This is a genomic window from Flavobacterium sp. B114r, assembly GCF_056824125.1.
The window spans coordinates 2,889,776-2,904,449 of sequence record NZ_CP124858.1; the positions used below are offsets into that span (position 1 = coordinate 2,889,776).

General features: G+C 33.0%; 13 protein-coding genes and 1 pseudogene. All 14 read left to right on the forward strand.

All coding sequences use genetic code 11. The features are described from left to right. The first annotated feature begins 193 nt into the window (after window positions 1–193). The 14 genes and pseudogenes from QLQ94_RS12360 (at window position 194) to QLQ94_RS12425 (ending at window position 14,580) form a co-directional block, all read left to right on the forward strand. Entirely contained in the window at window positions 194–1,285 is a 1,092-nt protein-coding gene (locus QLQ94_RS12360) for a mevalonate kinase family protein (RefSeq protein ID WP_271336369.1), read from the forward strand. Window positions 1,286–1,294: 9 nt separating this feature from the next. Continuing rightward, window positions 1,295–2,170 (forward strand): sugar phosphate nucleotidyltransferase, encoded by an 876-nt coding sequence (locus QLQ94_RS12365; protein ID WP_271336370.1) that lies wholly within the window; start codon window positions 1,295–1,297, stop codon window positions 2,168–2,170. 183 nt (window positions 2,171–2,353) lie between these two features. After that, window positions 2,354–3,733 carry a sugar MFS transporter gene (locus QLQ94_RS12370; protein WP_271336371.1) on the forward strand — a complete coding sequence of 460 codons (1,380 nt, stop codon included), beginning with the start codon at window positions 2,354–2,356 and terminating at the stop codon, window positions 3,731–3,733. Between the two features lie 26 nt (window positions 3,734–3,759). Further along, window positions 3,760–5,688: a glucosamine-6-phosphate deaminase gene (nagB, locus tag QLQ94_RS12375; protein WP_271336372.1), complete on the forward strand. Its 1,929-nt coding sequence runs from the start codon at window positions 3,760–3,762 to the stop codon at window positions 5,686–5,688. 335 nt (window positions 5,689–6,023) lie between these two features. Continuing rightward, complete coding sequence (locus QLQ94_RS12380) at window positions 6,024–6,260, forward strand: DUF3820 family protein (RefSeq protein WP_271336373.1); 237 nt, start codon at window positions 6,024–6,026, stop codon at window positions 6,258–6,260. Between the two features lie 304 nt (window positions 6,261–6,564). Beyond that, window positions 6,565–6,654, forward strand: a pseudogene (locus QLQ94_RS12385) (DUF6625 family protein); the annotation flags it as partial. A 56-nt stretch (window positions 6,655–6,710) separates the two neighbouring features. After that, the gene (locus QLQ94_RS12390) at window positions 6,711–6,908 is read left to right on the forward strand and encodes a hypothetical protein (RefSeq protein WP_482499912.1); all 198 of its coding nucleotides are present in this window, start codon (window positions 6,711–6,713) and stop codon (window positions 6,906–6,908) included. A gap of 617 nt (window positions 6,909–7,525) precedes the next feature. Next, a complete protein-coding gene (locus QLQ94_RS12395) occupies window positions 7,526–7,822 on the forward strand; it encodes a hypothetical protein (RefSeq protein ID WP_482499913.1) in 297 nt (98 codons plus the stop codon). A gap of 160 nt (window positions 7,823–7,982) precedes the next feature. Beyond that, on the forward strand, window positions 7,983–8,393 hold the full coding sequence (locus QLQ94_RS12400) for a hypothetical protein (RefSeq protein WP_482499914.1): 411 nt from the start codon (window positions 7,983–7,985) through the stop codon (window positions 8,391–8,393). Window positions 8,394–8,543: 150 nt separating this feature from the next. Beyond that, window positions 8,544–8,798: a DUF2752 domain-containing protein gene (locus tag QLQ94_RS12405; RefSeq protein ID WP_414655393.1), complete on the forward strand. Its 255-nt coding sequence runs from the start codon at window positions 8,544–8,546 to the stop codon at window positions 8,796–8,798. Between the two features lie 189 nt (window positions 8,799–8,987). After that, complete coding sequence (locus QLQ94_RS12410; RefSeq protein ID WP_482499915.1) at window positions 8,988–10,613, forward strand: CTP synthase; 1,626 nt, start codon at window positions 8,988–8,990, stop codon at window positions 10,611–10,613. A 71-nt stretch (window positions 10,614–10,684) separates the two neighbouring features. Then, the gene (gene yidC, locus QLQ94_RS12415) at window positions 10,685–12,595 is read left to right on the forward strand and encodes a membrane protein insertase YidC (RefSeq protein WP_482499916.1); all 1,911 of its coding nucleotides are present in this window, start codon (window positions 10,685–10,687) and stop codon (window positions 12,593–12,595) included. Between the two features lie 153 nt (window positions 12,596–12,748). After that, window positions 12,749–13,465 carry a toxin-antitoxin system YwqK family antitoxin gene (locus QLQ94_RS12420; RefSeq protein ID WP_482499918.1) on the forward strand — a complete coding sequence of 239 codons (717 nt, stop codon included), beginning with the start codon at window positions 12,749–12,751 and terminating at the stop codon, window positions 13,463–13,465. 65 nt (window positions 13,466–13,530) lie between these two features. Further along, window positions 13,531–14,580 (forward strand): tetratricopeptide repeat protein, encoded by a 1,050-nt coding sequence (locus QLQ94_RS12425; protein ID WP_482499919.1) that lies wholly within the window; start codon window positions 13,531–13,533, stop codon window positions 14,578–14,580. The last annotated feature ends 94 nt before the right edge of the window (window positions 14,581–14,674 follow it).

Sequence of the window (14,674 nt, forward strand, 5' to 3'; positions counted from 1 at the left end):
ATGTTGTAAGAATTATTTAGTGTGCTCGAGAACATTTTATTAGTGTGTTCGAGCACATTTTTAGTTTTTTTCTTGTTTTATAAAAATATAATATATAGTTTCGTAGAATCAAAACCAAAAATTTAAAATAAATCCTTAACCAAAAATCATTGTAAACTTCTGTTTTGTAGTGATTTATTACAATATCTTTTAAGTGAAAAAAATTACTTCCTTAGCCCCGGGTCGGACATGTCTCTTTGGAGATCATCAGGATTATTTAGGATTGCCGGTTATAGCCTGTGCAATCGATCGAAATATAAAATTAACCGCAACAGAGAATCAGACCAATACATTTATTCTTAATATGATTGATATTGGCGAAATCCGTAGCATTAATATTGATGCAACTTTCGACAAATTAGAGCCTCGTGATTATTTTGCCTCTTCATTGCGCGTACTGCGCAGATATGGCTGTGTGCCCAATGTGGGGTATACGATAACCATTACAGGAGATATTCCAATTAATTCAGGAACATCAAGTTCATCCGCTTTATTAATGGCGTGGATTCGTTTTTTAATTTCGGCTTTTGGCGTTGATCAGGAAGTTACGCCTGAATTTATTTCGAAAGTAGGATATGAATCCGAAGTATTGGAACACGGAGAACCTGGAGGAATGATGGATCATTTTAGTATTGGAGCAGGAAATATTGTTTATATAAATACAAAAGATCCTTTCTCTTATAAAATTATCGGAACAGAATTAAAAGGTTTAATTACCGGAGTTTCCGGTGTTCCAAAAGAAACAATAGGATTGCTTGGCGAAGTAAAAGGAAATGCCTTGATCGCAATTGATATTGTGAAGCAGAATTTTCCGGATTTTGATCTAAATCTTTCTAAAATTGAGGATTTAGACCGCTATAGAAATTGTTTGCCAGACCGATTAATGCCTTATTTTGATGCCGCACTAAAAAATTTCCATTATACAAAAGAAGCTTTAAAAGAGTTTGAAAAACCAGTTTTAGATCTTCAAAAAATAGGCGCATTAATGAATCTGCATCACGAAGTTTTGCGTGATTTATTAAAAATTACAGTTCCGCGAATTGATGATATGATCGATGCCGCTTTACGAGCAGGAGCTTACGGAGCTAAAATTGTGGGTTCCGGAGGTGGCGGCAGTATTGTAGTTATTGCGAATCCTGAAAAAGAGGATGTGATAATCGAAGCCATTCTTAAAGCTGGAGCTCAGGAAGCATATGCCGTTACGGTAGATCCGGGCGTTAGAATTATTGAAAATATTGAAATTTAAAAAATAAATATGCACAACAATTTAGTTATTCTTGCGGGTGGAGCATCATCCCGCATGAAAAAAGAAGCCGTTCTTGATAATTTATCTCCCGAAGAAATTACACAGGCAAACGAAAGAAGCAAAGGTTTAATTGGTGTAGGAGCAAGCGGAAGACCTTTGTTAGATTATCTTTTATTGAATGCTAAAAAAGCGGGATATAAAAACATCTACATTATTATTGGCGAACAAGGAAATTTATTCAAGGAGTTTTACGGAACTCAAAATACAAATAATAATTTTCACGGACTCAATATTTCTTTTGCGGTACAATATATTCCCGAAGGACGAATAAAACCCTTTGGTACAGCAGATGCTTTGTTTCAGGCAGTCGAACAGTTTCCGGAGTTAAATACACAACAATACTCCGTTTGTAATAGTGATAATTTATATTCGGCAGCAGCCTTACTAGCATTGAGAGAAACCGATAGTCCAAATGCATTTATTGCTTACGATCGTGATGCTCTGGAATTTCCTTCTGAAAGGATTTCGCGTTTTGCTATTGCCAAATTGGATAAAAACAACCAATTACTTGATATTTTAGAAAAACCATCTGCTGCTGTTTTGCAGGATTATAAAGATGTCCAAGGTAAAATAAGAGTTAGTATGAATGCTTTTAAGTTTAACGGAAGCACTTTGTATACCCATCTTAAAAATTGTCCGGTTCATCCGGAAAGAGATGAGAAAGAATTACCAACAGTACTTTTAAATGCTGTAAAAGAACATCCAAATACCACCTTAGGAATTCCGTTTTCAGAACATGTTCCCGATCTAACAGCCAAAGAAGATATCGCTGATGTAAAAGAATATTTACAGCAGTTTTATCCGGTTTTAGACTGGGATGCTTAAGAAAAATTAACAAAAAATTGATATCTAATTTACAAATAAGTACAACTTATTAGACTACTTTTGTTTTAAAATTGCAAAAAAAATGCATTTAATTGCATTTCAATTGCAATATATTTGCAAAAAAAAGTTGATGTTATTTTAGATAGAAAAAAACTAATCTATTAACAATCAACCAAAAGTATTATGTCAAACATTGAAAGTGCATTACAAATAGAAAAAAGGAGTACTATTATTCCGATGGTCATTTTAACCGCATTATTTTTTATTTTGGGTTTTGTTACCTGGCTTAACGGACCTTTGATTCCATTTTTTCAGTTGGCGTGTGAGTTGACCTCTTCACAGGCTTATTTTGTAACTTTTGCTTTTTACATTGCTTATTTTGTAATGGCAATTCCGTCATCGTGGGTGATTGAAAAAGTAGGCTATAAAAACGGAATTTCACTAGGATTATTGATCATTGCTGCGGGTGCATTTATGTTTTATCCTGCTGCTGAAAGCCGAACTTTTTTACTGTTTTTAATTGCATTATTTGTCATGGGAACAGGTTTGGCAATTTTGCAGACAGCATCAAATCCTTATGTAGTCGTAATTGGCCCAAGGGAAAGTGCTGCGGCAAGAATCAGCGTGTTGGGAATTGCAAATAAACTGGCCGGATTTGTGGCGCCATTGATATTGACAGCTTTGGTTTTGTCTAATATGCAGGAGTTTACAGCAGATAAAATTGCGTTGTTAGATTCAGTTTCAAAATCAAACGCTTTAAATTCTCTTGCATTGCAATTGCAAAGACCTTACCTTTATATGGGATTAATTATAATGGTTCTGGCACTTTTTGTAAAGTTGTCGCCATTGCCGGAAATTGATTTGGATGAAGACGGAAATGTAACGCATTTGAGTATTTTTAAGCAAATCAGAAATGCATTCAGACGACCACAATTGGTTTTAGGCGTAATTACTTTAATGCTGTATTTGGCTGCTGAAGTTTTAGCCGGAGATTCTATTGGAGCTTTCGGAAAAGAATTAGGAGTATATGGAACCGAAGGAAATTTTTATTTAAAATTAACTTCCTTTACCATGTCTGCAATGGTGGTGGGATATATATTAGGGATAACATTAATACCTAAATACCTTTCGCAGGTTACAGCTTTAAAAGCATCAGGAGTTTTGGGTATAATTTTGGTAATGGCCATCGTTTTGATTTCGCCTAAAATTATGGTTCAGTTGCCTGGAATTCCAAATTTACCAGTAGTAATTCTGCTAGTAGCATTATTGGGTTTAGCAAATGCATTGTGTTGGCCGGCGATTTGGCCAATGGCGTTAGAAGATTTAGGAGGATATACTAAAATAGGAAGTGCAATTTTGATCATGGGTATCATTGGAGGAGCAATTTTTCCTTTGTTATACGGATTGATCACAGAAAATATAAATGCGTCAAATATTGCAAACGGAACCGCAGAGATATCAAAAAGCGGAAATCAAATTGCTTATTTAATGTTGTTACCATCTTATATAATGATACTTTTTTATGCTATAAAAGGTCATAAATATCGAAGTTGGAAAATGTAACGAGAGGAATTAAAAAAAACTATATCATGTTAAAAAGTAAAATAGACAAGGCAACAGGTTTCGAAAAGAGATTTGAAAACATCAATACGGTGGTTTTCGAAAATTCTGGTGAAGCATCAAAAGCAGTAGCGCAGGAAATTGCGGCTTTAATTCAATCCAAGCAAAAAGAAAACAAACCTTGTATATTAGGTCTTGCAACAGGATCTTCTCCAAAAGGATTATATGCTGAGTTAGTGCGTTTGCATAAAGAGGAAGGTTTGAGTTTTAAAAACGTAATCAGTTTTAATTTGGATGAATATTATCCGATGGAACCAAACTCAATCAACAGTTACGTTCGCTTTATGAAAGAATTACTGTTTGATCATGTTGATATTTTACCTGAAAATGCTCATGTTCCTAACGGACTTTTGACTAAAGAACAAATTGCAGATTATTGTACAGATTATGAAGCAAAAATTGAAGCTTTGGGAGGAATCGATCTTCAGGTTTTGGGAATTGGGGGTAACGGACATATTGGTTTTAATGAATCCGGTTCATTACAAAACTCTAAAACTCGTTTAGTAGCTTTAGATCATATTACGAGAGTAGCGGCAAGCAAGGATTTCTTCGGATTAAGTAATACGCCGAGAACTGCAATCACGCTTGGAGTAAAAAAAATCATGGAAGCTAAAAGAGTAATCTTATTAGCTTGGGGAGAAGGAAAAGCAAATGTTGTAAAAAGATCTGTAGAAGATGAAGTTACGAATAGAGTACCTGCTTCATTTTTGCAAGAACACAATAATGCTGTTTTTGTTTTAGATAAGGAAGCTTCTTCAAAATTAACGAGAATCAACAAGCCTTGGTTGGTAGAAAAAGTAATCTGGACAGATAAATTAACGCGTAAAGCAGTTTTAGGATTGGCGCTTCAGCTTAAAAAACCAATTTTAATGTTGACTGATGCTGATTATATCGAACACGGAATGAGTGATTTATTAGCTGATTCTGGTCCGGCATACGACATAAATATTAAGATATTTAATAAATTACAGAATACAATCACAGGCTGGCCAGGTGGAAAACCAAATGCAGACGACTCAAACCGTCCGGAAAGAGCAGAACCAGCCAGAAAACGTGTATTGATTTTTAGCCCGCATCCTGATGATGATATCATTAGTATGGGAGGAACTTTTATGCGTTTGCAAGAGCAGGGACATGACGTGCATGTGGCTTACCAAACGTCTGGAAATATTGCAGTTGCAGATGATGAAGCGTTGCGTTTTGCAAGATTTGTAATTGATTACAACGAAAAATTTGGAATCAAAAGTCCGGAAGCAGATGATATTTACAAAAAAGCACAAACTTTTTTAGAGAATAAAAAGAACAGTGAAATTGATATTCCGGAAGTTCGTTACATAAAAGGATTAATCAGAAAAGGAGAGGCGAGAGCAACAAGTCATTTTGTTGGATTAACCGATGATCAGATTCATTTTATGGAATTGCCATTTTATGAAACCGGAACAATTGAGAAAAAACCAATCGGCAAAGAAGACATTCAATTGACGATGGATTTAATCGAGAACATTAAACCACATCAAATATATGCAGCAGGAGATTTAGCAGATCCACACGGAACACACAAGGTTTGTCTGGATGCTATTTTTGAAGCAGTAAAAGCTTTAAAACCAAAATCTTTCATGGATGATTGTTGGTTATGGTTGTATCGTGGAGCTTGGCAGGAATGGGGAATTGACGAAGTCGAAATGGCGGTACCAATGAGCCCGGATCAGGTTTTGGCAAAACGTCACGGAATCTTCAAACACCAATCACAAAAAGATGGGGTTGTTTTTCAGGGAACTGACGCAAGGGAATTTTGGCAAAGAGCCGAAGACAGAAACGCAGAAACAGCTGCTTTGTACCAGGAATTAGGTCTGGCAACGTACGCAGCGATGGAAGCTTTCGTGAGATGGCACTATTAAAAAGTTGCTAAGGTTCTGAGAAACTAAGTTCCTGAGTTTTTTATCCTTTAAAATATTCGCCATAAATTCACGAATTAATTTAAAACTAATTTGTGAATTCGTGGCGATTTCTTTTTAATCTATGATTTTTTGAATAGGGTATTACGAGTTTTTAAGTCTCAGTTTTCAGCTGTTAAACTGTTAATCACGACTGAAAACTGAAATCTGCGACCGCAAACTATTTTAAAATCTGTGGCTAAAAAAATAAAAAATAGCAATAGCTTTGCATCAACAAGAAGCAAGAAAGAGAATAAGACTATATTCTATTTTCTTGCTTCTTTCTTCTTTAAAAAAATATGGAACCAGACAAAAAACTTCTCATAAAATTAGCCCATACAAAAATGCCTTTCGGAAAATACGAAGGACGATTTTTAATTGAATTACCGGAATATTATGTGGTTTGGTACCATAATAAAGGTTTTCCTAATGGTGAATTGGGGCAACAACTGGCACTTGTCTATGAATTGAAACTTAATGGACTCGAAGAATTAATCAGGAATATTAAGAAACAATATCCCAAACCAATTAAATAGTAAGAAAAATCTTTTGCTGTATCGTTTTTTTTATTTAAGTTTGATCTATAAAAATATTACAATTTTTAAAACTAATTGATACCACAAATTCAAGCCTGAATGTGTAAATGTGTACAAGTCAATATTTTAAAATTATAATATTTAATACATAAAAATATTATAATTTTTTAAAACAAATTGATACCACAGAATTCAAGCCTGAATTTTTAGATGTGTACAAGTCAATATTTTTTAAAATTATAATATTTTTTTTATGTTAAAAATTACTGCAATTGCAAGTATTACTTGCTAGTACGGGAAATATCCATGGTACCTTCCTTATTTCATACATTCCTGCTCTTTTAATCCTACGGTTGATTTCTATATTATTACTGATAATACAGATAACATTTGAAGATACAATGAGCAAAGAAGAAATGAAATGTATAATGGGGTAGGTCTGGTTCAGGTATGATCGGAGGTGATTACTTAGGAGGTTCCTTAGCTTATGGAGGAAGTAACCGGCCTGCCTACAGCGGTTCTGGAGGGTATTATGGAGATACTCAAGGATGGGAGTCGGGATTTAATACTGGAGGAAGTTCATCTAGCGGAGGAAGAAGTTGTCAAATACTTATACTCCTTGTTATACTCAATCGAATGGAGGAATAGTAACAAGCGATCCAACTATTATTAAGCGAATAGTAATAGAGAGTCTATCTAGAATTTTTCAGAATTTTGGAAATTTTCTTACTGTTGGAGGTGATGTTTATACTCAACTTTTCAGTAAGAGAGCAGGTGCTGTTGTCTTGATAATGCAATGGTAGAAATGTATGCTTTTGCTTCTGATAGATGGTTCGATTATATGGGTACAGTGCGTAAATAGAATATGATGAACAAATATGAGCATTTGATAATTTATTTTTTCGGGATACTTTTTTTTGTTGTCTTTTGGGTTATACGCTTTAAGAAGGTTCATAATCCAAAAGATTTTTGTAAAAAAGATTATTATTCAAAAAGTTTAAGTTTTAGATTTTATTTAAGTTCTCTTATAGTATTAGGTATGATCTTTGCCTTGGTGCGAGATTTTATTAAATTATACAATGAATAGAAGAGTTATGATTATAAAATATTTAATTTAAATGTAATATAGCCTGCCTTTCTTACGTCATTTATGTTTGGATATTTCAAATCCCCTTTAAATTTATTTGTTAGTAACTTTGAAATGTTCTCTATTGTTCTCCTAAGTGTTTTTCTATTTTTGTAATAATTAAGATGAAAAAAACTAAATGGGAAACAATATTAAAACCTCGAGTTCAGGTGAAAATTTTAGCATTGCAGCTTTAGTTTTAGGAATAATTTCTAATATAGTAGCTTTCATTCCTTGTATAAATGTGGTGGCGCTGGTTACTTCACTCCTCACTATAATTTTTGCTGTAGTTGGTTTGTACAGAGCAAAAAATGCAAATTCTTCAGCTTTGTTGGCTAAAATAAGTTTGGTTTTGGGAATCGTTGTATTGGTGTTCTCAATAATTCTCGTACTAGTTTATGGCTTTATTATTGGTGCTTTATCATTTTGGGATTAGTAATAAGGATGTGATTGGTGAACAAGGTGTGAAAAATAATTATGAATACTAAAAATAACAAGAAATACCCTTTTAATTTATTTGTTAATAACTTTGATGCATTCTATAGTGTTCACGTAAGTGTTTTTCTATTTTTGTAATAATTAACATAAAACACTATATGGAAGAGTATAAACAACGGTCAAATGCAGGTTTAGGAATGGGTATTACCGCTTTAGTATTAGGAATATTAGCTGTTATAGCTTCTTTTATACCTTGCTTTGGTTTCTTTGCAGTTCTTTTTGGAGTACTAGCAATTATTTTTGGAGCAATTGGTTTGTCCCAGGCAAAAAAAGAAAATGCGCCTACTGCATTGCCGTTATCAGGTTTGATATTAGGAATTGTTGCAAGTGCATTTGTTATTTTAAGAACATTATTTTTTGTAGGTGCTGTTGGATCAGCTATAATGTCTTCGAAAGATGAAATAAACCAAGCAATAGATTCTGCAACTGCTGAATCAATAAAAGTACAGGATTCTCTAAATGCGATCGAAATAACAACTGATACTGTAAAGGTGGAAGTAACAAAATAATAAATCTCTTTTGTGGAAATAAAATCTTCTTACGAAATTGATTCTTATAAAAAGATAAACATGATTTTTATTGTAATAATCATGTTTATCTTTTTTTATTGCTTTATAGTTCCTTTTTTAGGTTTTGGGTTTCCTTCTTCTTGCGAAGGAATGCCTTTAAGTTATTGTAAAAGCCGCGGTTTGACCAGAGCTTTTTCTCAAATACTAAGATTTAACTTTAGCGAAGCAATTGCTTATAATCCCTATAGTATAAAGATTTTTTTGTTTTTTCTAATTCAATTGGCTACACGGTTTGTTATCAATAAGATAATTCGGTTATCGAATTTAAAAAGAATATTGACTTGTGATATTTTTTTTAGTGTAGTATTCTTTATTTTTTCATTTTACAATCTTGTAGTAATGTGAAAAAGGGAAAAGAACCGAGTATTATTCAAAAAAATATCTAATTAAAAGTTAAAATTATCGATTACGGAAACATGTAATCGTTCTATTTAAAAATTTGCAAATTATCTCATTCTCTAATTGATAAATTATCTAATTAAATTTGTACTTTTGCCAAGTTTTTTACACAACTACAATACAAACAACAACAGAATGAATCAAACGAAATATATTTTTGTTACAGGCGGTGTGACTTCTTCATTAGGAAAAGGGATTATCGCGGCATCTTTAGCAAAATTGTTACAAGGAAGAGGGTATCGTACAACAATTCAAAAATTTGATCCATATATCAATGTGGATCCGGGTACGTTGAATCCATACGAGCATGGAGAATGTTATGTAACAGATGATGGTGCAGAAACAGATTTAGATTTAGGTCATTACGAGCGTTTTCTAAACGTTCCTACTTCTCAGGCGAATAACGTTACTACAGGAAGAGTTTATCTTTCGGTTATCGAAAAAGAAAGAAGAGGGGAGTTTTTAGGAAAAACAGTTCAGGTTGTTCCTCATATTACAAACGAAATCAAAGACAGAATGCAATTGTTGGGTAAATCCGGCGATTATGATATTGTAATTACTGAAATTGGTGGAACTGTTGGTGATATCGAATCACTACCTTATATAGAGTCTGTTCGTCAGTTGGTTTGGGAATTGGGAGAAAATAACGGAATTGTTATTCATTTAACCTTAGTTCCTTATTTAGCTGCTGCAGGAGAGTTAAAAACAAAACCTACACAACACTCTGTAAAAACATTGATGGAAAGCGGTATTAAAGCTGATATTCTGGTTTGTAGAACAGAGCACGAACTTTCAGATGAGTTGCGTAATAAATTAGCATTGTTTTGTAATGTAAAAAGAGAAGCAGTTATTCAGTCTATTGATGCTTCGACAATATATGAAGTTCCTAATTTAATGCTTGAAGAAGGATTAGATGTTGTGGCTTTAAAGAAATTAGATTTACCTAAAAAAGCAGCTCCGGACTTAAAAAACTGGAATACTTTTTTACGCAGATTAAAAAATCCAAAACATACCGTAAATATCGGTTTGATAGGAAAATATGTAGAAATGCAGGATTGTTACAAATCTATTTTAGAGGCGTTTATTCATGCAGGAGCTTCAAATGAAACTAAAGTAAATTTAATTTCTATACACTCAGAACACATTAATAGTGATAATATAGAAGAGAAATTAGGAACTCTTGACGGAGTTTTGGTTGCTCCTGGTTTTGGAGAAAGAGGTATTGAAGGAAAAATCGAAGCAGTTCGTTTTGCACGTGAAAATAATATTCCGTTTTTCGGAATCTGTTTAGGAATGCAAATGTCAGTTATTGAGTATTCAAGAAATATTTTAGGTTATGCTGATGCCAATTCTACAGAGATGAATGAGAAAACTCCTCATCCGGTTGTAAATTTAATGGAAGAGCAAAAAACAGTTACAGATAAAGGTGGTACAATGCGTCTTGGAGCTTGGAAATGTGATATTAAACCAAACACTTTAGCGCACAAAATATACGGACAAAAGTCGATTTCAGAGCGTCACCGTCACCGTTATGAGTACAACAATAAATATGCTGATGAATTGCAAAAAGCAGGATTGATTGCTTCAGGAGTAAATCCTGATACAGGTTTGGTAGAAATTATTGAGCTTGAAAATCACCCGTTTTTTATTGGAGTACAATACCATCCTGAATATAAAAGTACCGTTGCAAACCCACATCCAATTTTTGTACACTTTGTGGCTGCAGCAGTAAATAAGCATGTAAATACGCATAAAAAATAATAATGCTAATGAATTAAGCCAAAGTGAAAACTTGAAACTTGAAACATTGAAACTTTGAACAAAAATAAGTAATGGAAGAAAAAAAATTTGATCTTAATTCAATCATTGGTTTTGTATTGATATTTGGAATTTTGATTTGGATTATGTACCAAAATCAACCTTCTGATAAGGAGATTGCTGCTGAAAAAGCCAAGAAAGAATTAGTTGCCAAACAAGAAGCACAAGCTCAGGCTGATAAAGCTAAAACAGCTGTTTTGCCAGTTGCAGCAGCTACTGCTCCCGGAGATACAGTTCAGTTGGCACAATTGCAAAAAACATTAGGAAGTTTTGCTTATTCAGCTACACTTCCTTCTGCTAAAGAAGGTTATACAACTATCGAAAACGAAAAGATGATACTAAAAATCGCCAATAAAGGTGGTTATATAGTGGAAGCTACGTTGAAAGAATTCAAAAAGTTTGAAAAGAATTCAGGACAATTAGTAGAATTAATTAAAGACAATAATTCGAATCTAAATATTCAATTACAAACAACGGACAACAGAACTTTAAATACTAAAGATTTATATTTTGAGCCAACGTTGACTAAAAACGGAGCAGATCAAATTCTGACCATGCGATTGAAAGCCGGAGCTAATGAATTCTTAGAATACAAATATGTATTAAAAGCAAACGATTATTTAGTTGGTTTTGATGTTCGTTCTCAAGGTTTGAATAAAGTTTTAAATTCTGGTAAACCATTAGATTTAGTTTGGGATTTAAAATCATATAGAAACGAGAAAGGTATTTCTATTGAGAAGCGTTATGCGCAACTGGAATATGAGTATGGTGATAAAAAATATAATTACGTAAGTGATGGAGTAGGTAAAGAAGATACTCCGGAAAAAGTGAGTTATATCGCTTTTAAGCAGCACTTTTTTACCGCTATTTTAGCGACAGATAAACCATTCGAAAAATCGAAACTGCAATCTGATGCATTAATAAAAGATGAAAGTATCGACACAACATTTGTAAAGCAATTCAAGGCAACCGTTCCATTGGCTTTTACAAATGGAGAAGTTGATTATAAAATGAGCTGGTATTTTGGACCATCAGATTATAAAACTTTAAAATCATACGATAAAAACTTCGAAAAAATTATTCCATTAGGTTGGGGAATTTTTGGTTGGATCAACCAATGGATTTTTATTCCGTTGTTCGGATTCTTAAGTTCAACAATGGGATTATCATTAGGAATTGCGATTATCATCTTTACGATTATCATCAAAATTGCGATGTCGCCAATTACATACAAGTCATTCCTGTCTCAGGCAAAAATGAAAGTTTTGCGTCCGGAGATTACAGAGTTGGGAGAAAAATTCAAAAAAGACCCAATGAAGAAACAACAGGAAACGATGAAACTGTACAACAAAGCAGGAGTAAACCCAATGGCAGGATGTATTCCGGCATTGATTCAGCTTCCTTTTATGTATGCGTCATTCCAGTTCTTCCCGTCAGCTTTTGAGTTAAGACAAAAAAGTTTTCTTTGGGCAGACGATTTATCGTCATTTGATGCAGTAGTAAAATTACCATTCCACATTCCGTTATACGGAGATCATATCAGTTTGTTTCCAATTTTGGCAGCAGTTGCAATTTTCTTCTATATGAAAATGACTTCAGGAGATCAACAAATGGCAGCGCCTCAGCAAGAAGGTATGCCGGATATGGCAAAAATGATGAAAATCATGATTTATGTTTCGCCATTAATGATGTTAATTTTCTTCAATAGTTATGGTGCTGGTTTGAGTTTGTATAACTTTATCTCTAACTTAATTACAATCGGAATTATGTTTGTAATTAAAAATTACATTGTAGATACAGATAAAATTCATGCTCAGATTCAGGAGAATAAATTAAAAGAGCCTAAAAAGCAAAGTAAGTTTCAACAACGTCTTCAGGAAGTGATGGAACAACAAGAGGCTACTAAGAAACAGAATAAAAAATAATTAGAATATTAAAAAAATCCCGATTACTCGGGATTTTTTTATATCCGGGAACTTCTTAAATTTGAAGTTTATTAAACTAAATTCTATAAATTTAAAAAGGATAAAACATACTTTATAAGTATCGTTTTCGTTATAGTTTAAAATTGAATTACAATGATTTATAAAAAAATAATAGTAGGGTTACTTTTCTTAAACACGGTTTTAGTATCGGCACAGGATTTTAATAAATCAGATGCCAGCGGAAAAAAAGATGGAGTTTGGAAAGGAACTTATGAAGTTTCTAAACGTCCTCGTTACGAAGGGACTTTTAATCACGGAAAAGAGACTGGTATATTTAATTTTTTTGATGATACCAAAAAAGGTGATGTTATTGCTACTCGGGATTTTACTGCAAATGACGGAAGCTCGTATACTATTTTTTATGATCAGAGTAAAAATAAAGTAAGCGAAGGAAAAGAAATAGGTAAAGCACGCGAAGGCGAATGGAAATATTATCATAAAGCTTCGAAAGTGCTTATGACGCTAGAAAACTACAAAAAAGGTACCTTACAAGGTGTAAAGACCGTTTATTATCCGAACGCTAAAATTGCCGAGGAAATGAATTATGTAAACGGTCTGAAAGATGGTATTTATAAAAAGTACGGACAAAATGGAACTCTTTTAGAGCAAACTACTTATAAAAATAATGAATACAATGGAGATGCCGTTTTTTATGACGCTGATGGAGTTGTAGCTTCCAAAGGAAAATTTGTAAACGGAAAGAAAGCAAATATATGGCAGTTTTACTTAAAAGGAAAACTAACCAAAGAAGTAAATATGAGTGATCCAAAAAGTAGTTATCAGGCAGACTCAAAACCAAAGATGAATTAGATTTTAGATTTATAAACTATTATTTAATTTAAATACTTAAGTTGATAAACTAAAAACCGACCTCTATGAAAATTAAAACTTTACTATTATTTTTATTTTTTTCCGGTGCTTATGCACAAAATTCAGCAGATGCTAAAAAACTTGTAAATGAAGGTATTGATCTTCATGATAAAGGAGATTATGCCGGTGCCATAGATAAATATAGTAAGGCTTTAGAGGTAGACAAAGACAACTTGCTTGCGTTGACAGAAAAAGCAATGTCATTGAATGCAGCAGGTAAGTATGACGATGCGATTAATGTTTCTAAACATGCCATTTCAGTTCATTCAAATGAAGAGTTAGAAAATGTATACGTAAGTTATGCTAATTCCTTAGATCATCTAAAAAAGACTGATGAAGCGCTAAAAATCTATGATGAGGGAATTCAGAAGTTTCCAAATTATTATCAATTGTATTTTAATAAAGGTATTTGTTTCGCAAATAGTAATAAGCAAGAAGAAGCCATTCTGTGCTTTCAGAAATCTATTTTGCTTAGTCCAAAACATGCAAGTTCTCTAAATGCTATTGGAATCCTGGAAATGAATGATCATAGAATTCCTTCCATTTTATCTTTTTCAAGATTTTTAATTGTCGAACCGCAAACATCGCGATCTAAGAAGAATCTGGAAAATTTAAAATCATTAATGAATCAGGGGGTTACGAAAACTGGAGAAAAAGCGATTAATATTACTGTTAACGCTAACATGCTTTCTGATACTACAGGTATAAAAAAAGAGAATGATTTTTCGCAGACAGATTTAATTTTATCAATGGCATCAGGTTTAGACTATGATAAAAAAAATAGTAAGAAAACAGAAGTCGAAAATTTTATTAGAAAATTTGAGGTTATTTGTGCTTCGCTTGAAGAAACAAAAAAAGATAATTTTGGTTTTTACTGGGAATACTTTACTCCTTATTTTATTGAAATGAAAAATAAAAAATTCATTGAAGCTTTTGCTTACATCGCATTTGTAGATTCAAATAGCGAAGATGTTGCAAAATGGCATAAAAAAAATCAAGGTGAACTCGATAAATTTTATGATTGGTCAAAAAACTATAATTGGAAAAACAAGTAAAATAATAGGTTCTTCTGCTTCGGGAAATACTGTACATCATAATTACCTAAAATTAGTGAAATTCGTACCCAACTATTTTTTACATTTGATTTGC